Source organism: Moorena producens 3L, assembly GCF_000211815.1.
GTDB classification, from domain to species: domain Bacteria; phylum Cyanobacteriota; class Cyanobacteriia; order Cyanobacteriales; family Coleofasciculaceae; genus Moorena; species Moorena producens.
On record NZ_GL890950.1, the window covers coordinates 1 to 25,012 of the forward strand.

The 25,012-nt window shown below is 42.8% G+C and carries 22 protein-coding genes and 2 pseudogenes; 14 read left to right on the forward strand and 10 right to left on the reverse strand.

Annotated elements, in window-relative coordinates; translation table 11 throughout:
• Window positions 1–63: 63 nt before the first annotated feature.
• Entirely contained in the window at window positions 64–1,617 is a 1,554-nt protein-coding gene (locus tag LYNGBM3L_RS23270) for a SagB/ThcOx family dehydrogenase (RefSeq protein ID WP_009149533.1), read from the reverse strand.
• Between the two features lie 426 nt (window positions 1,618–2,043).
• Here LYNGBM3L_RS23270 and LYNGBM3L_RS23275 point away from each other — a divergent pair, with 426 nt between their 5' ends.
• The 6 genes and pseudogenes from LYNGBM3L_RS23275 (at window position 2,044) to LYNGBM3L_RS23295 (ending at window position 8,630) form a co-directional block, all read left to right on the forward strand.
• Complete coding sequence (locus tag LYNGBM3L_RS23275; protein ID WP_009149535.1) at window positions 2,044–2,583, forward strand: pentapeptide repeat-containing protein; 540 nt, start codon at window positions 2,044–2,046, stop codon at window positions 2,581–2,583.
• Window positions 2,584–2,608: 25 nt separating this feature from the next.
• Window positions 2,609–3,955, forward strand: coding sequence for an alkaline phosphatase PhoX (locus tag LYNGBM3L_RS23280; protein ID WP_044494492.1), 1,347 nt, complete (start codon window positions 2,609–2,611; stop codon window positions 3,953–3,955).
• 169 nt (window positions 3,956–4,124) lie between these two features.
• Window positions 4,125–4,391, forward strand: a pseudogene (locus LYNGBM3L_RS47765) (ISKra4 family transposase); the annotation flags it as partial.
• Window positions 4,392–4,433: 42 nt separating this feature from the next.
• Window positions 4,434–6,014, forward strand: coding sequence for an AGE family epimerase/isomerase (locus tag LYNGBM3L_RS23285; protein ID WP_009149539.1), 1,581 nt, complete (start codon window positions 4,434–4,436; stop codon window positions 6,012–6,014).
• 1 nt (window position 6,015) lies between these two features.
• Window positions 6,016–7,575 carry an AGE family epimerase/isomerase gene (locus LYNGBM3L_RS23290; RefSeq protein ID WP_009149541.1) on the forward strand — a complete coding sequence of 520 codons (1,560 nt, stop codon included), beginning with the start codon at window positions 6,016–6,018 and terminating at the stop codon, window positions 7,573–7,575.
• Window positions 7,576–7,874: 299 nt separating this feature from the next.
• Complete coding sequence (locus tag LYNGBM3L_RS23295) at window positions 7,875–8,630, forward strand: thioesterase II family protein (RefSeq protein ID WP_009149543.1); 756 nt, start codon at window positions 7,875–7,877, stop codon at window positions 8,628–8,630.
• Window positions 8,631–8,785: 155 nt separating this feature from the next.
• Here LYNGBM3L_RS23295 and LYNGBM3L_RS23300 read toward each other — a convergent pair whose 3' ends face one another.
• The 3 genes from LYNGBM3L_RS23300 to LYNGBM3L_RS23310 all read right to left on the reverse strand — a co-directional run bounded on the left by LYNGBM3L_RS23300 (window position 8,786) and on the right by LYNGBM3L_RS23310 (window position 11,368).
• Entirely contained in the window at window positions 8,786–10,009 is a 1,224-nt protein-coding gene (locus LYNGBM3L_RS23300) for a diaminopimelate decarboxylase family protein (protein ID WP_009149545.1), read from the reverse strand.
• A 64-nt stretch (window positions 10,010–10,073) separates the two neighbouring features.
• Window positions 10,074–10,802 carry a class I SAM-dependent DNA methyltransferase gene (locus LYNGBM3L_RS23305; protein ID WP_009149547.1) on the reverse strand — a complete coding sequence of 243 codons (729 nt, stop codon included), beginning with the start codon at window positions 10,800–10,802 and terminating at the stop codon, window positions 10,074–10,076.
• A gap of 68 nt (window positions 10,803–10,870) precedes the next feature.
• Entirely contained in the window at window positions 10,871–11,368 is a 498-nt protein-coding gene (locus LYNGBM3L_RS23310) for an SET domain-containing protein-lysine N-methyltransferase (protein WP_009149548.1), read from the reverse strand.
• A gap of 142 nt (window positions 11,369–11,510) precedes the next feature.
• On the opposite strand from LYNGBM3L_RS23310, the gene LYNGBM3L_RS23315 reads away from it, so the two are divergent.
• Both LYNGBM3L_RS23315 and LYNGBM3L_RS23320 read left to right on the forward strand, forming a co-directional pair.
• Complete coding sequence (locus tag LYNGBM3L_RS23315) at window positions 11,511–11,780, forward strand: hemolysin XhlA family protein (protein WP_009149550.1); 270 nt, start codon at window positions 11,511–11,513, stop codon at window positions 11,778–11,780.
• 136 nt (window positions 11,781–11,916) lie between these two features.
• Window positions 11,917–12,126: pseudogene (locus tag LYNGBM3L_RS23320) on the forward strand (hypothetical protein); the annotation flags it as partial.
• Between the two features lie 49 nt (window positions 12,127–12,175).
• Here LYNGBM3L_RS23320 and LYNGBM3L_RS23325 read toward each other — a convergent pair.
• The gene (locus tag LYNGBM3L_RS23325; RefSeq protein WP_009149554.1) at window positions 12,176–13,492 is read right to left on the reverse strand and encodes an RNA-guided endonuclease InsQ/TnpB family protein; all 1,317 of its coding nucleotides are present in this window, start codon (window positions 13,490–13,492) and stop codon (window positions 12,176–12,178) included.
• Window positions 13,493–13,550: 58 nt separating this feature from the next.
• Here LYNGBM3L_RS23325 and tnpA point away from each other — a divergent pair, with 58 nt between their 5' ends.
• Window positions 13,551–13,958, forward strand: a complete 408-nt coding sequence (gene tnpA / locus LYNGBM3L_RS23330; RefSeq protein ID WP_009149556.1) for an IS200/IS605 family transposase — start codon at window positions 13,551–13,553, stop codon at window positions 13,956–13,958.
• Between the two features lie 206 nt (window positions 13,959–14,164).
• Complete coding sequence (locus LYNGBM3L_RS46040) at window positions 14,165–14,413, forward strand: hypothetical protein (RefSeq protein WP_044494484.1); 249 nt, start codon at window positions 14,165–14,167, stop codon at window positions 14,411–14,413.
• Here the strand turns inward: LYNGBM3L_RS46040 and trmD are convergent.
• The gene (gene trmD / locus LYNGBM3L_RS23340) at window positions 14,407–15,081 is read right to left on the reverse strand and encodes a tRNA (guanosine(37)-N1)-methyltransferase TrmD (protein WP_009149558.1); all 675 of its coding nucleotides are present in this window, start codon (window positions 15,079–15,081) and stop codon (window positions 14,407–14,409) included. The genes LYNGBM3L_RS46040 and trmD overlap by 7 nt on opposite strands.
• 214 nt (window positions 15,082–15,295) lie before the next feature.
• Between trmD and LYNGBM3L_RS23345 the strand changes: the two genes are divergently transcribed.
• Both LYNGBM3L_RS23345 and cphA read left to right on the forward strand, forming a co-directional pair.
• Window positions 15,296–16,147, forward strand: a complete 852-nt coding sequence (locus tag LYNGBM3L_RS23345; protein ID WP_044494486.1) for a cyanophycinase — start codon at window positions 15,296–15,298, stop codon at window positions 16,145–16,147.
• A 437-nt stretch (window positions 16,148–16,584) separates the two neighbouring features.
• Window positions 16,585–19,263, forward strand: a complete 2,679-nt coding sequence (gene cphA / locus LYNGBM3L_RS23350) for a cyanophycin synthetase (RefSeq protein ID WP_009149562.1) — start codon at window positions 16,585–16,587, stop codon at window positions 19,261–19,263.
• On the opposite strand, the gene LYNGBM3L_RS23355 is transcribed toward cphA, so the two are convergent.
• From LYNGBM3L_RS23355 to gloA2, 4 genes are all read right to left on the reverse strand, one after another.
• Complete coding sequence (locus tag LYNGBM3L_RS23355) at window positions 19,260–19,682, reverse strand: hypothetical protein (protein ID WP_009149564.1); 423 nt, start codon at window positions 19,680–19,682, stop codon at window positions 19,260–19,262. The genes cphA and LYNGBM3L_RS23355 overlap by 4 nt on opposite strands.
• A gap of 116 nt (window positions 19,683–19,798) precedes the next feature.
• The gene (locus LYNGBM3L_RS23360) at window positions 19,799–20,263 is read right to left on the reverse strand and encodes a DUF29 domain-containing protein (protein WP_009149566.1); all 465 of its coding nucleotides are present in this window, start codon (window positions 20,261–20,263) and stop codon (window positions 19,799–19,801) included.
• Between the two features lie 127 nt (window positions 20,264–20,390).
• Window positions 20,391–20,813: a profilin gene (locus LYNGBM3L_RS23365; RefSeq protein WP_009149568.1), complete on the reverse strand. Its 423-nt coding sequence runs from the start codon at window positions 20,811–20,813 to the stop codon at window positions 20,391–20,393.
• 291 nt (window positions 20,814–21,104) lie between these two features.
• Window positions 21,105–21,491, reverse strand: a complete 387-nt coding sequence (gene gloA2, locus LYNGBM3L_RS23370; RefSeq protein WP_009149570.1) for an SMU1112c/YaeR family gloxylase I-like metalloprotein — start codon at window positions 21,489–21,491, stop codon at window positions 21,105–21,107.
• A gap of 165 nt (window positions 21,492–21,656) precedes the next feature.
• Between gloA2 and LYNGBM3L_RS23375 the strand changes: the two genes are divergently transcribed.
• Window positions 21,657–23,126: a TldD/PmbA family protein gene (locus LYNGBM3L_RS23375; RefSeq protein WP_009149573.1), complete on the forward strand. Its 1,470-nt coding sequence runs from the start codon at window positions 21,657–21,659 to the stop codon at window positions 23,124–23,126.
• Between the two features lie 203 nt (window positions 23,127–23,329).
• On the forward strand, window positions 23,330–24,670 hold the full coding sequence (locus LYNGBM3L_RS23380) for a TldD/PmbA family protein (RefSeq protein WP_009149577.1): 1,341 nt from the start codon (window positions 23,330–23,332) through the stop codon (window positions 24,668–24,670).
• Window positions 24,671–25,012: the final 342 nt, after the last annotated feature.

Genomic DNA, 25,012 nt, shown 5'->3' on the forward strand with positions numbered 1-25,012 from the left:
ATCCCCACTCCCGACTCCCGACTCCCGATTCCCTACTCCCGAAAGAAACCTCAAAACCGTGTTCTAGGACGCCCCAAAAGTTGTAATATAAACAACCGCTTCATCAACAGGAATACCTAAAACGTCATTTACCTGGTCATCAAAGAAGCCACCAATACCACTTACTCCTAAACCAAGGTAAATAGCTGCTAGATTGAGCCGCTGTCCTAGATGACCAGCATCCATGTGCAAGTAACGGTAAGCGCGATCGCCTAATCTAGCCACTGCTTTTTGTAAGTCAGCCGTGTGGAACACCACTGCTCTGGCATCTCGACCCAGATCTTGCCCTAAACACAGAAAATGCAATTCCTGTCGGAAGTTTTTAAACCGAATTTGCCGCAATTCTTGAGCCTTAGGCGCGTAATAATAGCAGCCTTCTTCTAGATCATTTACCCCAGATACTGCTATAAATGTTTCGATTAAACTTAAATCAAAATAATCTGGTGTTCCATCTAACCCCTGCTCAATGTAATGCTGAGGTTGGTATGTAAAATCCAGAAGAGCTTTTAGCTCCTCCAAGGTCAAATTAGCTGCACTATAAGCTCGGGTAGAGCGTCGTTTTAGAATAGTATCTAAAAATGCTTTCGGAGCATTACCTGAGCTGGTTAACTCCCCCCAATCTATGGGGTTTGTAGCCGTTGAAACTTTATCACAAAACGGAAAATTGTACTTGTCTTCTAACTGCTGGTCAATGTCTGTAATCTTTAAAGTATTACCCTTAGCTTTCCAATCACCACCCTCTTTAATTTCCGTAGCGCGGTGCAAATAACCCAATAATTCTCCATCTGGAATCTTTGGGTAATTAACTTCAGTAGGAGATGGCAACACAGTTGGGGCGATGGGCAAGTTTTGTTCAACTTTGAGCTGATCGGCCAGGGGGATTACTGCGATCGCTCCTTCTTGTTCCAGGTCTAGATAAAGCAGTTCATTAACTTTTTGATCAGCAAAGCCACCAATTAGGTGAGGTCGGTAATCACTCAAAGCCCCAGCTAACTCAATGTTGCCTAGCAGATGACCAGTGTCTAGAAAAATTCTACGGTATGCCCGGTCTTCATAGCGCCAGGCAGAGCGATAAAATACCGCTGTAGTTACAATAGCCAGTTCCGTACTCTCCAAAACTGGGTGCCAGAAGCAAGCCTCTTGCAGTGCATTCCAAACATCACTCTCCCAAAAATGAACCAGAGAATGGGTCAGACACTGATAGTTGTATAGTCCTGGTGGTAATAGGGGAGTACCACGGGAAATCAAATAAACTTCAGCTGGGTATAAGCCACCAGCAGAGGGAGCTGCCCTCAGATAAAGTGGTGGTCCCATGGTCTCCACCCTAGCTGTCAAACCATAACTACACAGTAGTAACTGGGATAGCCGCCACCAACTTTTACTCGGTTCAGAGGTAAACTGCTCCCGGTCTTGTGAGAAGTATGGTTTTAGGTCAAAGTTAGTCCCAACTTTGTAGTCTTTAAACGGTATCGGCTGCTTCTCCCAGTCTAAGCCCTTATTTTTGGCTGATATGGTTTCTGGAGCATATTTGGTGCGCTCGTGGTAGTGCTGAGCGATGGATACTGGCAGTTTTGACATCTTAGTTGCAACAGAACATGAAGCTTTGCTTTATATCTTGACAGGATTTTTGTCCTGTTCCCTGTTCCGGTGATCCGCTGTTCCCTGCTCCCTTATTGATATAGCGGTTTTTAGCCTAATCACGTACACAGGATTTTTGCCCTGTTCCCTATTCCCTGTTCCCTGCTCCGAAGTCCGAAGTCCCTGCTCCCTACCTAAGAAAAATTTCGAAAAAATTTTATTAAATAATTTTATTTTAATAAAATTATTTTGTCAAGTATTTTTATTTTTACGTAGCAAATTTTCACAAATATTAAAAAAGAATTATAATTAAGTGTGTAATGCGCTACAAAGTTATACCTTTATAAAATAAATAAGCATAAATACGCATTGACATTATTTTATAAATTGGTATTGGGCGGCAAAAGCTGACCTATTTATAGCGCAATGAAAAAGATTGGTGGAGCCGAGTTACTTGAACAATACGCTAGGGGTAGACGAGACTTTAGTGGAGTAGATATCAGTGAAGCTGACCTGTTTGAAGCAGATATACAAGCAATTGACCTGACTAGCAGCAATCTTAAAAAGACTTACCTGCCCTACTCTAATCTAAGTCAAGCCAAGTTGCAGCAAGCTCAACTTCAAGCAGTTCAGTTAAGTGATGCCCAGCTCTACCAGACCAATCTCTCTGGGGCGGATCTTCAGAATGCCAATCTGTTCAGAGCAAATCTACGTCGTGCCAATTTACAGGGCGCAAATCTAGCTGGTGCTAATCTCCAAGCAGCAGATTTGAGGGACACTGACCTGAGCCATGCCAATCTCAGCCATGCCAATTTGAGTAATGCTAACCTGAAAAGAGCTATCCTTACTAAGGCTCAGTTGAGGGGTTGCAACTTATTTCGAGCCGAGAACGTCGATCTTTGTGATGCCTACTTGGATAGTTCGACGATTTATCCTGATGGGCATAGAGCTGATGGCTCTGAGTGATCAAACACCTATCCGTTATCCACCAATGACTTTATCACGACGTCACTTCTTTGCCTTAGCCAGTGCTAGCACCGCTGGTGCAATTCTAGCATCCCCCTTGAAAGAGGTTTTTGCCAAGAAGGCTCTTGGTAAATCATTTCGAGGTAAAGGCTTTGGGTCCCTTCAGCCAGACCCTAATCAATTATTAGACCTGGCAGCCGGATTTAGCTATAAAATTTTATCCCGCACAGGTGACACCATGAGTGATAGCAATTTGGTGCCTGGTAGACCCGATGGCATGGCGGCTTTTCCTGCACCGGGAGGCAATACTGTCCTGGTGCGCAATCATGAACTTAGCCCCCATCAATTGGATAAACATGGATTGGTAGCAGTAGAGTATATCAAGTATGACCCCATGTGTTTGGGAGGCACGACAACACTAGTAGTGGCAGCCAATGGTCAACTGGTCAAACAGTACACTTCCCTCGCTGGTACTGAACGAAACTGTAGTGGCGGACCAACCCCTTGGGGTTCATGGATTAGTTGTGAAGAAAGCACCGTTACTCCCACCACTTATCCGGCAGATGACCCCAGAAGTGTTTCGATGAAGCACGGCTATAACTTTGAAGTGCCCATTACCGGTGAAGTGGTTCAAGCTGAGCCTCTAGTGGCCATGGGTCGTTTTAACCATGAAGCCGTTGCAGTAGATCCCAATACTGGGATTGTTTATCAGACTGAAGACAGGATGGATGGTCTGTTTTATCGCTTTATTCCCAAGCAACCAGGCAACTTAAAAGCAGGGGGTCTACTGGAGGCATTGAAGATCCAGGGAACATTTCAAAAAATCACGGTTGAAAACTTCCCTGTCGGTCAGCCCATGGCAGTAGAATGGGTTCGGATTGAGGATGTAGACCCGGAAGAAGATACTGTGCGGGTTGAAGGTTTTGGTAAGGGAGCAACCCAATTTACCCGGGGAGAAGGGGCATGGTACGGTAATAATGAGGTTTACTTTACCTGTACTAGTGGTGGTTCGTTAAATCCAAACACTGGATGGGCGAATGGAGCTGGTCAAGTCTGGCGCTATGTTCCTGGTAGCAATCCCCAAGAGGGTGGCACCATTGAACTGTTTGTTGAGTCCCATGACCGCAGCTTACTAGAACACCCAGATAATGTGACCATGAGTCCTTCTGGGGATCTCATCCTCTGTGAAGATGGTGGTGGTGACCAATTCCTGGTTGGGGTCAATCCTAAAGGTGAGCTTTACCAGTTGGCACGGAATGCCCTCAACAGCAGTGAGTTTGCTGGTGCTTGCTTCTCACCCAATGGTCGGATCATGTTCGTGAACATTCAAGAGCCTGGTATCACATTTGCAATTCAGGGCCCTTGGGTTTAGAGTCTAAAGCGGTTGTAAAGTCATAGAACTTGACAAAATAAAGAATATAGTGCTACGAATCTATGTTAGGACTTATAGATGACGAGTAGCGAGGAACACCGATGCCTGCTTCCTTAAGTTATGACCTACGCAGAAAAGCAATAGCGGCTGTGAAACGAGGTGATCCCAAAATAGACGTGAGCCGGAGAATATAGAAACGACCCTAAGAGACTATCTCCAAGGATAACTTTCACCAGAGATAGCTCATTTTTTTTGTCAGAAGTTAGTCAACTTTAAATTGGCAGATATTGAAGAATAAAAACGAGATTAACAGAGGTAGAAATAAGCGATAAACAGGCCGATTATTTTGAGTGCAAACCTGATAGTAGATTGAGTCCAAAACTTTAAAATAAATGCTCTGCTAATTTTTGAAAGTGAATCCGATAAGATAGCTGATTAAGATTTATGGACAATGACGGGAATAAAAAAAAAAAATTAATTGAAGTTCTGGGTTACTAAAATTGCTAAAACCCTTTATTTACAGATGATGAAAAAATATCGATTTTATTTATATGTACTTATTACTACTTTAGTAATTACCTTGATAGTTGGCTTGTCACCAACCATTAGCCAACCTATATTACTCGAACAAAAAATACAAACCCTAACCGGTGAAAGATGGTTACAGCATGTAGAAGAAGACCTCAATCCTTGGTGGTTAATGGAAACTGCTTTTGGTAAACCTGTAGGTAATTTTCCTAGCTTGCGATGTGACAATGGGGAGCTACTTGATTTGTCTCAACCATGCCCAATTTTTAAGGATTTAGAAGATGAAGACAATTGGATTAAAAATTACTTTAATAAAAAGCACATAGTTGCTCATTCTCGTCAAATTTACACCTACGGAGTTGCTTATCAATTGACTGGAAATCCTAAATTTTTAAGTTTAGCAAAATCTGGATTAGATTGGATTCGCAAATATGGATTTGATCGAGAAAATGGTGGTGTATTTACTGTATTTTCTGAAGATAATCTTACTCCTCTTTCTTCTGTTTCAGAGCGTAATAGTCAAGAACTAGCCTATGCTTTACAGGGGATGGCTTTTTATTACTATCTAACTCAAGATGAAGAAGTATTGCCAGATATTATTAAGTTAAAAGACTTTATCTTTGAAAATTACTATGATTCAGAACAAGACATAATACTTCAATTACCTAAAAACCCTCAAAACCAGGAATCCAAAAAACAAAGGAAAGGAATAGTGTATGAATTAGATCAAATGAACACCTATCTAATGCTTCTCGCACCGATATTACCTGAACCTTACCAGTCGCAGTGGAAAAAAGATTTGGTTCACATCTCGCGGATCTTAATGAACCAGTTTTACAGTCCTGAATATAATAATTTTTGGTATTATATTGACAATGCAGAAGATAAAAAAATATTAACTGGCAAAACTGATTATGGACATTCAATAAAAACTTTGTGGATGATCTACCTAACTGGTAAATTAGTTAACAATGAAAGATTTATTACTTTTGCGAGAACTAGTGCTGATAAGTTATTCAAAGAAGCCTATGATTCTGAATCAGGAACATGGTATTCACGATTGTATGCTGATAAAAATAAAAAATTAATTAAAGACCTTAATAAAAGTTGGTGGATCTATGCTGAATTGGATCAAGTAGCAGGAACTCTGAGTTTAGAAAACTCATCCTACGTTGACAAATATTTAAAATCAACAGTTAATTGGTGGTTTAAGAATATGGTAGATCATACTAATCATGGAATCTGGCATAAAGTAATTTGGCCAACTTTAGAAAAGAAAGGTTTTAAACAATGGAAATGGAAAAATGGTTTTCACAGTTACGAACATGCTTTAGTGGGCTATATTACTACTCAAGCAACTCAAGGAGAAAAAGTGAAACTATACTTTGCCCGTAAGGAAGGAAAAGAAAAAAAAGGAATTAGACCTTACTATAATACAGGAAAGATTGAAAAAATCAATAAAAAACCGCTACAATCCATACCTGAAATGAATAAAATCGAAGTTACTTTTACGGAGATTAACTATAAATAAAATGCTTAAAAAGTTTCGTAAAAACAAATTTGCATTTAGTCTAATCACTAGCATAATTATCTTGATACTTTGTTGCTTTTATACCGTATTTCAACCAATATTAGCACAACAAAATACAGAAATAACGATGGGTCAACAATGGTTACAGCATTTAGAAGAAGACCTCAATCCTTGGTGGTTGATGGAAACTGCTTACGGTAAACCTGTGGGTAATTTTCCTAGTTTTCGCTGCGACAATGGTGATCTAGTCAATCCATCTAAACCCTGTTCAGCTTTTACTAAATTAGGAGACAATTATGGTTATATTACCAACAACTTAGATAAAAACTATATTGTCTCTCAGTCTCGTCAAGTTTACACATACTGCGTAGCCTATCATTTAAGTGGAAACCCAAAGTTTCTTAGTTTAGCAAAAGCTGGAATAGATTGGATTCGTAACTATGGACTTGATCGAGAAAATGGTGGTGCATTTAGTTACTTGAAAAGAGAAAGTCGCCAATCTGGTCCTTCTGTTTTAAAGCGTACTAGTCAGGAACTAGCCTATGCTTTACAGGGAATGGCTTTTTATTACTATCTAACTCAAGATCAAGAACTATTACCAGAAATTATTCAACTAAAGAACTTTATCTTTGAGACCTATTATGATCCAAAACTAGAGATGATGATGTGGGTTCCCAAGCAAGTTAAGAATGAAAATGTTACTAACAATTGGCTTAAACAGAAAAAACATTTGCTGTCCCAATTGGATCAGATCTATACCTACATGCTTATTCTCGCGCCAATCTTACCAGAACCTTATCAATCAGAATGGAAACAAGATTTGTTAAATTTATCAAGTAGTATAATCAACGAATTTTATAGCCCTGAATATAATACATTCTGGATGGAGATTAACAATATAGGAGAGGGAAAACTGCCGACAGATTATGGTCATTCCATGAAAGCCTTTTGGATGATTTACTTAACTGGTAAACTTTTCAATAATCAAAGATTTATTGACTTTGCCCAAATAGGTGCATCTCGTATGCTAGAGGAAGCTTATGATGTAGAATCAGGGCTTTGGGGTAGAGGTATTAGTTTTGATGAGAATGATAAGGGTGTTCGTGACCTTGACAAAAAATGGTGGGTCTATGCTGAATTAGATCAAATGGCAGGAACACTTAGCTTGGAAGACTCATCCTACGTTGACAAATATTTAAAATCAACTGTTAATTGGTGGTTGAAAAATATGGTAGATCATACTAATCATGGAGTATGGAACTTACTGACTTGGCCGACTTTAGAAAAGCAATTACCTAAACAATACCACTGGAAAAATGGATTTCACTCCCATGAACACGCCCTAGTTGGCTATATTACTTCTCAGGCAAACCAAGGAGAAAAAGTGAAACTATACTTTGCTCGCAAGAAAGGCAAAGAAAAAGAGAATATTAAACCTTACTACTATACAGGTGAGATTGTTGACATCAATAGGTCGCCAATGCCATCAATAACTGATAGTAATCTGCCTTCACTATCCGATTTGAATCGGGTGATAGTAAGTTTTACTGGTATTAAATAGGGTTTTCTGAACAGAAGGCAGAGGGCAGAAGAAAGGAGTAAGGTTTCAAGGGAGAAGGTTTTTTATCACTAATTATCCGAACATGATATTAATATAACTCGGATTTTATTGTAAACTATTTATGGGCTTGGTGAAATAACAACTAAGCCTATTATCTTGTATTACAAAAGTGATCGATTTCCCAACTTCTGCGGCGAAGTCTATTGATTACTTTCCAAAGATAGGGATCCGTGTAGGAATTGTGATAATTTCGTTCCCTACTCCCTACTCCCTACTCCCTGTTCCCTTCAAAATAACCAATGACTACTACCAACTCTTGGATCACTCGCCCAAAACCAAATCCTAAAGCCCGCCTGCGCCTATTTTGCTTTCCTTATGCTGGTGGTGCTGCTTCGAGCTTTCGCACTTGGCCGGAGCAATTGGCACCCCATATCGAAGTCTGCCCAGTGGAACTGCCTGGACGGGGCAAGCGACTGCGGGAACCCCTGGTTACTGGCGTATTGCCCCTGATTGAAACCCTAACACCAGGTTTACTGCCCTATCTCGATATCCCCTTTGCCTTTTTTGGTCACAGTCTCGGAACAATAATCAGTTTTGAATTAGCCCGTCAACTCCGGCGCGAGGAAGCCCAGAGTCCTCGACACTTGTTCATTTCCGGTCGCCGCGCTCCTCAAGTACCTGCCCGAAAACTTCCCCTTCATAACTTGCCCAAGTCTGAGTTGATCGAAGAATTGCGTCAATATAATGGCACACCAGAGGCTGTGCTAGCAAACCAGGAGCTAATGAAGCTGTTTCTACCGATCCTGCGAGCGGATTTCGGGATGAACGAAACCTATACCTACACTAGCGAACCCCCACTTAATTGTCCGATATCTGTTTTCGGAGGTTTGCAGGATACCGACGCCAACAGTGATGAGCTTGCTGCCTGGCGTGACCAAACCAGTAGCACTTTCACGATACACATGTTTCCTGGTGACCACTTCTTTCTTAATAATAAGAAGGAGTGTAATCAGCTTTTGGAGCTAATCACAAAGTTTGCGATCGCACCAGTGTGATTCCTTGGGTCTTTCCTTGAAAACCCGGTCTGGTGAGGGAGCGGGGAGCAAAAGCGTTTGATAAGCTTTTTTATTCCCTGCTTCGAGGTTTGAGCTTCTATTTTCATCACAGGTCTACTAATTCGAGACACTTTTTTTTTGTTCACCCAATTTGATCACTCAACCAGGCATAGACGGTTGTCCCGAATGACAAACTCTTTCGGTATTGGTAGTCCATGCAGACTCCGCGCCACACTGCTGGTGTAGGCACCCGATGCATTCAAGATCACGCGGTCACCAACCTCTATTCTTGCCATCTTTTCGTTAAGACAAAAATAATCTGTCTCATAACAAGTACAACCTGCGAGGTCATGGACGAACATAGGTCCTTCTCGGAAAGGGATCTGAGCAACTGCTGGACGTGGTGCCCAGAACATCAAGTTCCAAGCAGAGGTATCCAAAACAACAATGCGATTCCCAGAGGGATGATCGTCTGCTGCTTTGACCTCCGCAACCAGGTAGCCCGCCATCATAGTTAATAGCATTCCTGGCTCAATCACAAGCCGCACTGGTTGCTGGCGCTGGTTGTTGATACGAGTAATGGTTTTATTTACTAAATCCCAAACCCGTTGTGCTTCAGGTTTTTGCAGATGGAACAGGTAAGCCCAACCACCGCCGAGATTGAGCACTTCAACTTTAGGAAAGATTTCCAAGCAAGATACTAGCAAATCAAGTGTCTGATGTAGATCTGCTTCTGAAAAAGTTTCACCTTCATGAACATGAAGATGGACGACCTCAAGCTCATGGGTTTGTATTAGGCTGTGTAGACCGGAATCTGTGGGATCAACTCCAAATCTACTCCATCGGGTTACTGCATTCTTAGCCTTAGCATCTTCGTGAAAAGGAAAGCGAAGTCGAAGTCCAACTCTTTTGTCTCGGTTAACGCTTTCACACCAGACACGCAACTGAGACAGACTGCACAAATCTGGAATAACACCCTCAGTTGCCAAACGCTTAAGGTCGGCAACTGAGAAGCCTGGTGCTGTAGAGTAGATTGGCCACAGCCCTGCTGCCATGGCAGCATCTAGCTCTTGTATGGTGGTAATGTCTGCTCCTAGGCCAAGTTTAGCCATATGACGCAACACAGATTGGCAGCGGTTTGCTTTAACAGCCAAACAAAGCTCACTATTCTGAATTTGTCTGAGGTCGTTTCGTAAAGCCGTTACAGTGTCAGTGATGGCATCTAGGTCGTACACAAGTGCCGGGGTGGGAATATCACTGGCAATCTTGAACAATGTCTCAGGAATAGTTGGAATAATTGTCATCCAATTTCTAAATTCAGTTACATCATCTCGCCATCCATCTTTTATTTCTGAGTTGTTATTGTCTTTTGAGATCATGCTACTGCCAAATCTTAATTGTTTTGAATAAGTTTTTCTTGTTGCGTCTAACTCGAACCTTTTTTTACATCACTTTTTGGTAAACCATATATAAATCGTCGGGAGTCGCCTCTTTTAACTTAAACCCTGCCGCCTTCATGGTATCTTCTAGAAGTTGGCCGTACACCATTAAGAATTTATGGCGATCGCTAGCAACTATCTCACCTTCTTTTTTGAAACGATAGTCTGTTTCCCAAAAGTACATTTCTTTATTCTCTAGGAAATCGAGATGCTTTTGCTGAGCGTAAACAATGCCGTTGCCAATCTCTTGCTCGCCATCTGCATCAATTTCTTCTGCTTGAATGTTAAGTACAAACAAGCCTCCGTCAAGTAAATGGCGGGCAATATTGTCTAACATTTTAACGGTGTCCTCAAAATTGGGCAGAAAACTGTATAAGTGGTAATCGTTACCAACCCGACTAACACCGGCTGGACCCCCATGGGAATATATGCCATCAAAAGATTCTTGCAAATCCATTGATAACACATTACCTTCTACTACCTTTGCCCGATTTCCCAAACGAGCTTTACTCCGTTCTAACATAGCAGGAGTAAAATCTATGCCAGTTATCTCATAGCTGGGATCTAATTCGAGCAGTTTTTCTGCAAGCAATCCCGTTCCCACCCCTATTTCGAGAAGTTTTTTCCGACCTTTGAGGATAGAGTCCAGGGACTGAGCTTCTTTCGGATAGTCGTAATACCCACTTTTCATAGTGGCGTCATAATACTCGGCAATGTTATCGTATTTATTCATAGTGGTAGCTCTCCTAATTTTATTTGAGACTGTTGATTTAAACTGTTTATCAAGCCAATTTTAGGACATCAATGTCGTTTAGCCAAGCGCTGCTGTATATGCTGCGCGAGTTTGTATTTTGTTAAAATATCTAAGGGTAAGTAGGCGGCACCTCGAATAGTACCCAAGCAATCTTTGCTTTGACAAATACAATCAAATCCTCTATCCATCGACCATTCCGTAGATGGATAGAAGAAAGTCAGTTCCTCCCCAATTTCAATTTTAGTCATGGCTCTCAGAACGCGATCGCTCACAGCGAAAAATACATTGGGAGCGCAGCTATGATTGAGATAATGCAAAAACTCTGGGTGGAGCATAATATGTTGGCGTTCCCCAATTTGAAGGCTTAAATAATTGGGCTGCTCTAGGCTCTTTTTTACGCCAAATTTAGAGATTACCTGTCCGGGCATAAACTCGACGGTGGTGTGTAGGGATTTGCTTCCAGTTGTCGGACACTCCCGGAGCTCGGCCCATGATGCAACTTTTAGGGGTTTTTCAGCGATATAGTTTTTACCAAATTCATCCATATAAGTACCTGATCCAAATTATTTGGATGCAGTATTCCCGCTCTAAGCTATTATACAATTAGTTGGTATTTTTTAAAAAAATATTTTGCAACAAAAGTCAATAGTGTATGAAATGACCAATAATAAATTAGGAGTTTAACTCATGAGCGAGACACCCATAACAATTACTTACTCTTTAGAGGAAGTATTAAAAGACATAAACGGGAAGCTAGACAGCCTTCAAAAAGATGTCAACAAGATAAACGAAAGACTAATAAAAGTAGAGACACAGCTAGACGCGGTCGCAACGGATGTAAAAGAATTAAAAGGTTCAACCAAGGCACAAATTTGGACATTGATCGGCATTTTGGTCACAGCAGTTGGCGGTTTTCTGGTAGCAGTTGGTCGTGTTGTTATTTCAGGCAACCCCTAATTTATTCTCAAAGGATGGATTGGAGCCAGCAGAGATTAGGGATTTAGAGATTGCGTTCGCGAAGCGGTTCCTTTGGAACATCGCATGTAGCAAAAAAATACTATGCTAGCAGCAGATTGATTACCCAAGCCTTGCCATGGCTCCAGAATCTGACCCGTTGACGGAACCCCGTAAAGTCGTGGAAGATACCAATGCGAACGCTAAATTTTTCCAATTTGATCAACACCAAGCCAAACTTAGTACGGAGATTCTGGCGGGAATAACCACCTTTGTCACCATGGCATACATTCTGGTGGTTAATCCTGATATTTTGTCCAATGCCATTTTTCTCCAACAACCCAAGGATTTTTGAACTCTCCCCGCTTTAAAAAGACGGGGATTGTTAGCTGATCTCACTACGCGGGTTGAAACCGCGCTGCGTGATGCTTACAATACTGACTAGATAGAGAATCCAATCTGTACCGTTGTGGCAGGTTCAAAGCTGCCCTACCGACCTCGGCTAGGTCAACCCCTAGCTGTGTCGCTACTTTGCGCAAAATATTACATGCGTGCCTTAAATCTGCGTTAATTAACTCGTTATTAGCTGACCGATAGAGACCACGTCTAATTCGCTTTCCAGAAGGCTTCCACCCCAAGCCCGAAGGGCACGCTTCGCGAATGGGTTTCGCACCAAGTGTAGGTAGAAAATCCTGATCTAGAAAACTAGCCTTACTCGTATAGCTTTCTTCGGTTTCAATGAACTTAATACCGTATTGCTCGCATAATTGCTGGACTCGATTCTTGAGTCTTGCAGTGGGAATTTGGACAAACTCTTGATTGTTCTTTTTCCCAATCTTAATGCCATCTTTATTGCGTTGATTCCATCCAAATACCACGGTGCTAATTTGATTCCTCAAGCACCAATTAATAAAAAACTTGGCTGCTTTGTTGATATTGTCCCGCATCTGGCGATTCCGCTTTTCAGTAATATTTGCCAAACGCTCATCCCAGTAGTCTTGAGGCTTGCCCTTTTTAATTTTGGCTACCTGTTTGTTGTACCACTGGTTTTGGGATTTAATCTTGCGACCGTCAATAATAAATGATTTGCCGGTGGTAGAAACGCAAGTCAACCAGTTGTTGAGTCCTGGATCTATTCCTAGGGCGTTACCACTAGTCTGAACTGGCTCGATGTCAGATTGCTTGTAGACAAATTCCAGGTAAAAGCAGCCATTGCGAGGAACAAAACGGAATTCATTGATCGACTTGAAATCCAGATTAGATGGCATTGGAAGAAGGAAATGATCAATTCCAAACCACGCTTTAACCTGGTTCCCTAAAGAAAACTTGAGCTGTCCATCTTTTAGCTTCACCCACCTAGCTGGATAACTTACGACAGCCATTCCGCCTTTCTTTCTGTACTTTGGAACCCTTGGCTTATCCCTTAGTTTTCCAGATTTATAAAGTTTTGCCAATGCCTGATAGGATTTAAATGATTCAATTACACTGTGGAGAATTTGTTGAGCACAAGCAGATCTCATTGCCCTGAAATGGATATTAGTTTTAAGGATCTTGTCTAACTCAAACTTCTTGACATACTTACCAGCCTTAAACAATACTTGACGGCAATAATAAATAGCGCAATTAGTTAACTTATTGGCTTCTCCGCAAATAAATTCTAAAACCGCCCTATTATCAGGGTCTGTGGTTATCAGGTGCTGTTGGCATCCATACATTCCTCGTCACCTCCTTAGTCTATAGGATAACTTGAATATACTACCTCTGTCAACAACTATGGTCAGAAATAATCAAGAAATATTCAGGACAAATCCGCACTCGGTAACACTAATCAATTACCACTTCGTCTGGTGCCCTAAACGAAGAAAAGCAGTATTGACCGGAAAAATAAAGATGAGATTGCAAGAAATAATTTTTGACTTGTGCTCAGAACATAACTGGAGGGTTATAGCCCTAGAAATCATGCCCGATCATGTTGATATGTTTTTGGAGGTCGATCCTACCTTTGCTCCTTCCACGATCATCAAACGAGTGAAAGGGAGGGCTTCTCATTATCTCAGGAAGGAGTTCCCTGAATTGCTGAAATTACCCACCTTATGGTCTCCCAGTTATTTCTGCTCGACTACTGGAAACGCAAATACAGAAACAGTCAAGAAGTACATCCAAAATCAAAGAGGAAAATAACGAGAGCCGGGATAAATCCCGGTACGCTCCGGAGACGAAACCTGATTAATAAGGCAGCCTTAATCATGGAGGCGCGCTTTCCATAGGCGAATTAAATTCGCCATGGGTCGCGCCTCAAAGTTTTAACCTTTTTCCCATAACCGACCAACCATAAAGGCTGCCTTATTCTTGTGGTAACTTCTAACCCCGCCCACCCAATCAATTGGGTGGCTAACTCTCGCTTGTTACATCCTCTGTTTGGGGAACTAGTGATTGCCACCAGGATTTCAGCTGCTTTGGCAACCTTAGTGATGGGACTCTATGCCAAATATCCATTTGCCTACTCCCGATTCCCGATTCCCGATTCCCGATTCCCGATTCCCGATTCCCAATTCTCGATTCCCGATTCTCAATTCTACATTCTACATTCTACATTCCCGATTCCCGATTCCCGATTCCCGATTCCCGATTATTGATCATACAAATCAGGACGGCGTTCTTTAGTCCTCTGAATTTGCTGCTCTTTACGCCAGCGGTCAATTTCCCCATGATTTCCTGATAACAGAACTTCTGGAACCTTCCATCCCCGAAACTCAGCAGGTCTTGTGTACTGAGGATAGTCCAGTAACCCGGCTTCAAAGCTTTCTAATTTAAGGGATTCGGCTTTGCCTACTGTTCCTGGTAGCAACCGGGTGACACCATTAATCATGGCTAGGGCTGGGATTTCTCCACAGGTTAAGACAAAATCCCCCAATGATACCTCTCGGGTGACTAAGTGTAATACCCGCTCATCCACACCTTCGTAGTGTCCACAAATTATCACCAGCTGATCATAACCTGTGGCTAATTCTTTGAACAATTGCTGTTTCATGGGTTCCCCCTGAGGGGTCATTAAGATGACATCACGCTGGGGTAAAATGGGTAAAGACTCTACAGCCGCAAAAATCGGCTCTGGTTTCATCAACATCCCCACCCCACCACCATAAGGCTCATCATCAACTCGCCGATGTTTGTCAGTAGCAAAGTCTCGGGGGTTGATCAGATGCACTTCGGCAATTTGTTTGAGGAGCGCCTTACCAAGTAGCCCTGAAGTCAGGGGAGAGCTGAAGAAATCCGGAAATAGAGTGATAATGTCAAATCGCACAAACAGTTAAGGGAGGGTAGGGGTCTGGAGCTAAAAATCCTGTGGGAAGAGGCTAAGATACATAATCAGTGATTATGCATAAATGGTAAGGCTATAATGCGTGAATATCATTAAATAATCACGAAGTAAACTGAAAAATTGCTATAATGTGGCATTTTAACTAAAAAGCACTACTCAAAAGTATTGAACTCACCTCATGCCCATTACTAATATAATGCAGCAGTTAGAATCTCAATTGCAAAGAATTAGGATGCCTAAGTCCACTCAACCAGCTATTTTGGTAATCGGCGGCGCTGAAGATAAAGTTCATGGAAGAGAGATCCTGCAAACTTTTTTTGGGCGTGCTGGAGGAACTAATGCTCGCCTTGCCATTATCCCTTCAGCCTCCAGAGAACCAACCGTGATTGGCAGTCGCTATCAACGCATCTTTGAAGACATGGGAGCCGAAGAAATTCGGTTGCTAGATATACGCGATCGCTCTGAAGCAGAAAACCAAGACTTACTAGAGTACTTGGAAATCTGTACCGGGGTATTCATGACTGGAGGTGACCAACTACGCTTGTGCGGGCTACTAGCCGATACCCCCTTAATGGAAAAAGTTCGGCAGCGGGTTCATCAGAGCGAGATTACCCTAGCTGGGACAAGTGCTGGGGCTGCAGTTATGGGTCATCACATGATTGCTGGTGGTGGTAGTGGTGAGTCTCCTAATCGTGCTTTGGTGGATATAACCATGGGCTTAGGAATCATTCCAGAGGTCATTGTAGATCAACATTTCTACCATCGCAATCGTATGGCACGCCTGATTAGTGCTATTTCGGAACATCCGGATCGATTGGCAATCGGAATTGATGAAGATACCTGCGCTTTGTTTGAAAAAAATGGTTGGTTAGAAGTGATGGGTAAAGGGACTGTCACAATTATTGATCCCAAGGAAATGTCTTACACGAACCAGCCTAAGATTGGTGCTAACGACCCGATCAGTATCCACAATCTGCGAGTGCATATTCTATCTCATGGCGATCGCTACCACTTTCACAAGCGTTCCTTATTTGCAGGAGAAAGCTAAACCTTCCTTCTGGAAAGCCAGCAATCCTGGACAACAACTGCAATCACCAGCCCACGCTTTTGAGTATGGCTTTACCTGCCCTTTGCCAAGGGATGCAGCGCCTTAATCAGGGGGTTTCCTCATGACTGTAGTTGGGGGAACTCATCTGAGTACCTGCTGGCTGCGATAGTTATGGATAATTTTGAAAAAAATGTTCACACAGAACAGTTTTTTTTCTCTCCAAGGTTGATAATAATAAGATTATCCCAAATCTAATCAGCAGCCTACCGGATCGCCTGATTCCCGGATTGGAGCTAGAGTTTTCAAGCGTGCCAATCGGCTAATAATGTGCCAAAGTAGTGCCAAAGTAGGCGATAAAGGCGGATTTTATTTGATAAATTGCGTCTTTACGCTTCCTTGCACATTCAGCGAGCATCACCACCGAAGTTTCAGTTGATATGAGAATTCTGAGAATCCAGACTTTACGTGGTCCTAATTATTGGAGTATTGGACATCACAAACTGATTGTCATGCGTCTCGATTTAGAGGAATTGGCAAATACCCCCTCCAACGAGATTCCTGGCTTCTATAAGGGACTAAAGACTGTCCTACCCAGTCTGGAAGAGCATTTCTGTTCCCCTGGTGTCCGGGGGGGATTCCTTTCTCGGGTTGCCAGAGGCACCATGATCGGGCACATCATTGAACACGTTGCCCTAGAACTACAAGATCTGGCGGGCATGAGAGTTGGATTTGGTCGCACTAGAGAAACAACGACACCAGGAGTCTACCAGGTCATATTTGAATACATTGATGAGCAGGTGGGTCGTTATTCAGCTAGGGCAGCTGTGCGGCTGTGCCGTAGCATCATTGATAAGCAAACCTATCCCCAAAGTGAATTAGAACAAGACCTGAAAGATTTACAAGAACTGGCTAATCATTCAGCTTTAGGACCAAGCACTCAATCCCTGGTTAAGGAAGCCGAAGCCAGAGATATTCCCTGGATGCAGCTGAGCGCGAGAGCGATGATTCAACTGGGCTACGGTGTCCACCAAAAGCGGATTCAAGCCACATTGAGTAATTATTCAGGGATTTTAGGCGTTGAGTTGGCTTGTGATAAAGAAGGTACCAAACAAATCCTGAGGGATGCTGGTGTACCGGTGCCCCGGGGGACAACAATTCGATTCCTAGATGATTTGGAAGGGGCAATTGAGGATGTAGGTGGCTACCCGATTGTGATTAAACCCCTGAATGGGAATCATGGACGAGGCATTACCCTCGATATTAATAGCTGGGAAGAGGCACAGACTGCCCATAAGACCGCCAAAGAAGTCTCCCGCTCTGTAATTGTGGAGCGCTATTATAAAGGTTTTGACCACCGGATTCTTGTGGTCAATGGCAAGGTAGTAGCAGTAGCAGAGCGCATCCCTGCCCATGTGGTGGGTAATGGTAGGTCTACCATTGAGGAATTGATTGACCAAACTAACCTTGATCCCCATCGGGGTGACGGACACGACAATGTCTTGACGAAAATTGTGGTAGACGCTACCAGTGAGAGTGTCTTGAAGAAGCAAGGCTATAGATTGGAAAGTATACCCAGAAAAGGAGAAGTATGTTACTTGCGGGAAACTGCCAATCTCAGCACTGGGGGTATTGCTGTAGACCACACCGATAACATCCATCCAGAAACTATCTGGCTGGCAGAGCGGGTTGCCAAAATTATTGGTCTGGATATTGCTGGAATTGATATTGTCACTTCCGATATCACTAAGCCTTTACGGGAAGCTGATGGGGTGGTGGTAGAAGTGAATGCTGCCCCTGGCTTTAGGATGCATGTTTGTCCTAGTCAAGGTAAGCCTAGGAATGTGGCAGCACCAGTCCTAGATATGCTCTTCCCAAATGGGCAACCTAACCGTATTCCCATCATCGCGATTACAGGTACCAACGGAAAAACCACGACAACCCGCTTAATTGCCCATATCTATCGCCAAACTGGAAAGGTTGTGGGCTATACCACTACAGATGGAATCTACATTGATGAATATGTTGTGGAAAAAGGTGATACCACTGGACCCCAAAGTGCTCAGGTAATTCTCAAAGACCCTACTGTTGAGGTGGCAGTGCTGGAAACTGCTCGGGGTGGGATCCTGCGTTCTGGCTTGGCCTTTGACAAATGTGATATTGGGGTGGTTTTAAATGTCTCCGCTGACCACTTGGGACTTGGAGACATCAACACCATTGAACAGATGGCCAAGGTCAAGAGTATTGTGGCGGAAGTGGTGAGTCCGAAGGGCTATGCTATCCTCAATGCTGATGACCCCCTAGTCAGAGCAATGGCGGAAAAGGTAAAGGGTCAAGTGGCTTATTTCTCGATGAACTCAGAAAATGAGTTAATCAAAAATCACACCAGTGGTGGTGGTCTGGCTGCGGTTTATGAAAATGGTTATTTGTCCATCATCAAAGGGGATTGGACCCTGCGGATTGACGAGGCAGTAAATGTGCCAGTGACAATTGGGGGACGGGCACCTTTTATGATTGCGAATGCTCTAGCTGCCAGTCTCGCTGCCTTTGCTCAAGGGGTCTCGATTGAGGCCATTAGAGAAGCATTGACCACATTTAGGGCTTCTGTAGACCAGACACCAGGGCGAATGAATTTGTTCAATCTTGGCAGTTACCATGCTCTAGTGGATTATGCCCACAATGCAGCTAGTTACGAGGCATTGGGTAGTTTTGTGCGCAACTGGCCCGGAGAGTGCTTTGGGATTGTGGGTGGTCCTGGGGATCGCCGGAATGAAGACTTTATTGAACTAGGACGACTCTCAGCAAAAATCTTTGACAGGATTATTATCAAAGAAGATGATGACTTACGGGGACGTCCCAGTGGTGATGCAGCTGAGTTAATTTGTAAGGGCATAGGACAGGAAAAAAGCGAGTCCAACTATGAGATTATCCTCAGGGAGACAGAGGCAATTGAGAGGGGTTTGGATAAAGTCGCTGATGGTGGTTTAGTGGTGATTCTGCCAGAAAGTGTAAGTCGTGCGATCAAACTAATTGAGGCTCGTAATCCTTTGCCGGATAATGGCCTTAAGGCAAGCAGTGCTGACAACGAAGATGAGTTGAAGCCATCGGTGGTCAATTAAGCTGCTGTTGGGATTGGTTGAAGGTTAAAGGTTGAATGTTGAAAGTTGACGGTTGAACGCGCACGCGTGGCCTTTTGGCCAAGGTTGAAGGTTGACCGTTGTTCGTCCTTGGCCTTGCCGTAGGGTAGGTTGAAGGTTGACAGTTGTTTGCGATCGCATAAGCGCGGAAGCTGAGGCCTTTGGCCACGCTTTGCGAACGCTTCATCGCGTAGCGTAGCCCTTTGGGCTAATCGCCTTTGGCAGGCTCTTCGAGCCATCGCATAAGCGCGGAAGCTGAGGCCGTAGGCCAAGCGGTTCCTAAGGAACATCGCATCGAGGTGCTGGGCTATAGAAGATTGAGTGAAGGTTATCCCTGGATGGCCTTCGCCCAAAGCACCTGGACAAAACGCGATGTTCCTAAGGAACATCGCGTTTTCCATAACAATTTTCGGTAGCGATGCAGCGCGGTCTTGCTCACAGGAGTCGGTTTTTTACATTTGGGGAGGGAGTCAGGAGTCGGAAACTGAAAATTTGTACCTCAGTTAATGGAAAATAGCTATACAATATCAGCTTTTAAAGGCAGCCACTCTTGATTTAATAATTGTTCGAGAGTATAGGGACAGTCTTCAGGAAATTGAATCATCATACCGGTTTTTTTTATGACATATTTTAAAGCTTTTTGATAAACTTTGCCTTGATTATCTTGTAAATGATTGCGGAGGTTTTGAGTTAAATACTCGTCCATTTGGCTTCTAAAGCTCATAATTTCCGCTTGCCAATGATTGGCATTATAGTCATATTGCTCTTGCCAATAGTTCAGCAGTAGTAAATGTCGGATAATTTGCTCTAAAAAACTTTCAACTGTTAATTTATATCGACGTCCCAATCCTTCTAATTCCTCAATTAAATGCTCTATGTCGAGATTTTCTAATTGTTTTTCTTTTAATAGTTTTAGAGTTTCTAATAACCATTTTTCATTATCAACATCATACAGATAATATAGATCACTTGTTTGAGTCATTGCTGTACTCGATAGCGGTTTTCAAGCTAGTAAGTAATTTTTTGGTTTTAGGGAACAGGGAACAGGCAGCAGGGGGTGCATCTCATATTTGTAAAAAATATGAAATGCACCCGATCATGATTCACCGTTACATGCCTATACTTTCTAAATACTCTGCAATTACTGCAACTGCCTTATTGGCATTTCCTTGTTGGCAACCTTCTGGACAGTGAGCAATAACGACAGCAGTTTTGCTGGCCTGGAGAGTAACAGCTCCTATGTCTTTCTTTTTTCCATAAACAACTTTGCCATCCTCCTCTCGCAAAAATTGATACTTTTCCCCCTTAATCGATATACCTCCTGCCATGAATCCCGTGAAATCCTTTGACTTAAAAGCATTAGCTATATTTGCGCTTTCATCAGGATTTAGCTTTAAGGCATTAGGATGAGCATCTGTAGTCCACTTAGCACCACCATCAATACCTATGATACTAGCTTTATCAACATGAACAGTGCCATTAGCATCTTTAGATTGTGCAATTAGATTATCAATGTAGCTATCCCAAGACATTTTATTTAGTTTTCTTTCAAATTTTAATTATTATTATAGTAAACCATTATAGCATTTTTAATCAACTTAGTATGCTCAAAGCCAATCAACTAAACGGTTTAGTTTAACGACAGTAGTTCATTACTTTACTGTTGACTGTCAACAAAAAAGCAATCGCTTAAATCCTGTCATTGAAATCTGTATCAGCTGACTAATTTATATTCCCAGATCCCAGATTCCCGATTCCCGATTCCCGATTCCCGATTCCCGATTCCCGATTCCCGATTCCCGATTCCCGATTCCCGATTCTATTTAAATTTCATACATTTCTAACGGTAATCCATCCGGGTCTTGAAAAAACGTAAATAGCTTGCCAGTATGCTCATCAATTCTAATCTTTTCTACATCCACGCCCTGGGATTTGAGATAATTCACCGACGCTTCAATATCATCGACTTGAAAAGCTAAATGTCTCAATCCGCAAGCTTCGGGACGACTAACTCGTTCAGGGGGATTAGGAAACGAAAATAACTCAATCCTATCCCCATCACCCACTTGTAAATCCAATTTATAAGAATTTCTAGCAGCTCTGAAGGTTTCTTCAATAATTGAAAACCCTAAAATTTCCACATAAAACTGTTTCGATTTTTCATAATCTGAGCAAATAATCGCTACATGGTGAAATCCTTTGGTTTTCATAAAACTAATCTGAAATTAAGTAATAGATAAATAAGTTTCAATCAACAAAGATCATCTTCCATAGTATGGAACCAGATTCAACCAAGTTTTTAGGATTTTGCTAGACTGGCAGATATAAAACCCATCATCAAAAGGATATATATCCAAAGGATAAGGAAATTATCTATGCCCCCAACCCTACTTCTATCCAAAGAACTACCTACTCTGGAATACCAATCCACATCAGAACGCTTTGATGAAAGCTGGAGAGCTCCCCTTTCCACCCTCCTGGGATTAGGACGAGCAGCTGGTGCTGATTTTATTGAGTTTTTCCTAGAAAGGGTCAACTACATCAGCTGTCTTGCGGAAGATGATGCCATTACTAGCATTTCTCCCCGCCTTACCTCTGGTGCTGGTATCCGAGTATTTCGGGGTAAGTCAGATTGCTATGTTAGCACTAATGATTTATCCTTTTCGGGGCTAAAAGCGGCTTTGGAGAAAGCCCTGTCTATTCAAGGGCTGGAATTACCTACCCCTAATGCCTTTATCCCAGAAACTAACCTGGAACTGTTGCGGGATTACGCTACTGCTAAGGGCAAAGACACTTGGCTATCCGGTTGCAGTTCGATGGCAGAAATGGGAGAAGTACTCCTGGATGCCAATGGGGCACTCCAGCGCAAGGCTAGCCATGTCCAATCCCGACGGGCTGTTTATTTCCGGGATTGGCAGGAAGTTCTGGTGGCAGCTAGTGATGGTACCTTTGCCAGAGATATTCGTTTAACTCAGTCTGTGGGATATAACCTACTATGTGCTGATGGCGACCATCGCTCTTCGATTGGCAAGCGTGCTGGTAGTACCGGTAACCCAGAGTTTCTAAGAGCCTGGGATTATAATGGTACTGCCGAGGAAGTTGCTGAATCCGCTGGTAAGATGCTCTATGCGGATTACGTAGAGTCTGGTACTTACCCCATTATCATGGCCAATTCCTTTGGTGGGGTAATTTTCCATGAAGCCTGTGGACACCTGTTGGAAACGACCCAGATTGAGCGGAAAACTACTCCGTTTGCTGACAAAAAAGGCGAGAAGATTGCTAACGAAAGCCTTACCGCTTGGGATGAAGGGTTATCTGACAATGCCTTTGGAACTATTGATATGGATGATGAGGGCATGCCAGCCCAAAGAACTCTGTTGATTGAAAATGGCATACTGAAGAATTTTATCGCCGACCGGGCAGGGTCTCAGCTGACTGGACACCCCAGAACAGGTAGTGGACGCCGTCAGAATTATGCCTATGCTGCTGCTTCACGGATGCGCAATACCTACATCGCCCCTGGTGATTACGAGGTAGAGGATTTATTTGGTTCTATCGATAAAGGCATTTACTGCAAGCGGATGGGCGGTGGTAGTGTTGGTGCTACTGGGGAATTTAACTTTGGTGTCGATGAAGCCTATTTGATTGAAAATGGCAAAGTCACTAAACCGCTGAAAGGGGCAATTCTGATTGGGGAAGCTAAGGAAATTATGAATAAAATTTCCATGTGTTCCAAAGACTTAGGATTAGCCGCTGGTTTCTGTGGTTCCATTAGCGGCAGTGTTTATGTCACCGTCGGTCAGCCTCATATCAAGGTAGATTCGATTACCGTTGGTGGACGGTAAGTTACCCCAGCAGCCAGGCTTTGGGACTAGTGTTATCCGATCATCTCCGGTTAAAGACTTATCGTAACCATTCAGCTAATGCGCGTAGCGCATAAGCTGATAGCTGATAGCTGATAGCTGAATGCTTACATCCGAAGTGATTAACCGGATTTGATATCATGCCTCTTTTTTTTGTTAACCCAACATTCACAATCTAAGATAAGATGACCAAGATTAATGAGATAGCTGATTCGGCGAATGCGATCGCAAAACGCCTGGGAATTGAAAAATTCGATATTTATGGCTCTGCAGTGGATGAAGCTGGTGTTCAAGTAGACCAGGGTGAGCCAAAACAGGTTGAGGCATCTAATCGCTCTGGTGTAACTGTACGGGTTTGGAATCAAGACCAGAAAGTAGGCATTACTTCAACTACCGATACAAACCCAACTGGGTTGGAACTAGCCTTAAAAACCGCTTATGAGGCGAGTAGTTTTGGGGTGAAGGAAAACGCCCCAGACTTTAGCCCTGAATCAACGGTATCGATTCCAGAGATTCCCAATAATCAAGTGCCTCAACAGCCAGTATCTAAATTAGTAGAAACCCTACTGGATTCAGAGAAAAAGTTACTGGAAGCTCACTCGGCTATTGCCGGAGTTCCTTACAATGGACTATCTCAACGGGATGTTGAGCGCTTTTATCTCAATAGTGATGGGGCATTGCGCCAGCAAGCTAGTTCCTCTGCTTCCATTTATCTTTATACCAAAACTGAGGAAGAAGGGAAAAAGCCCCGTAGTGCTGGTGCCTATAAGATTAGTAAAGGGTTAGAAACTCTGGATATTCAGACTTGTCTGCAAGAAGCTGCTGAGAAAACCATCAGTCACTTGAACTATGAGAAAGTTAAGTCCGGTAAATATCGGGTAGTGTTCTCTCCCGAAGCTTTCCTAAGTTTACTGAATGCTTTTTCTAATTTATTTAATGCTCAGAATATTCTAGACAAGCAAAGCCTCTCGACTCCTGAGTTTCTAGGTACTCAAATTGCTTCTCCTCTGCTTTCTGTCTGTGATGATGAGCTACATCCAGAGAATGTGGCACCGGTCTATTTTGATGGAGAAGGAACCCCTACTCGTCGAGTACCGATAATTACAGAAGGGGTGTTAAGCAGTTTTCTGCACAGTGCTGGCACCGCGAAACGCCTGAATGCTCAACCAACAGGTCATGCAAATATTGGAGCTAAAGTTACAGTTAGCCCTAATTTCTATCATGTTTTTCCTGGTCAATCTGCTGAACAAGAGTACAGCTTAGACCAAGCGGAGAATGTGATTTGGATTGATGAAGTGAATGCGCTTCATGCAGGAGTTAAAGCACTCGAAGGTTCCTTTTCTCTACCCTTTGATGGTTGGATGGTGAATAAAGGAGAATTAACTAGTATTGATTCCGCAACCGTAGCCGGAGATTTTCGGGAACTGCTGAAATCCATTATTTATGTGGAAAAAGAGGCTGAGTTGACCTCTGGTGGAGTCTGTCCAAAAATCTGGGTTGATGGTTTGTCCATTACTGGGGATTGAGGGTTTAAGGTTATTTGGTTGAAGGTTAATAGGTTGAAGGTTAACAGGTTGAAGGTTAACAGGTTGAAGGTTAACAGGTTGAAAGTTGATTGGTAAAAATTAAAAATTAGTAACATTTTCAAGCATTCAGCTATCAGCTGAATGCTTATTTATTGGATATTAACTACCCGGCTAAGCTGTCGCACATTTAAATTGGTTATTATAGCACTACGCATTAAGGTTAGGACATTGATACAAGCTGAAAAGCTATTTTAGTAAACTTTTGCCTTTTGCCTTTTGCCTTTTGCCTTGCGCGTAGCGCTATACCTATTCCCTATTCCCTGTTCCCTATTCCCTGTTCCC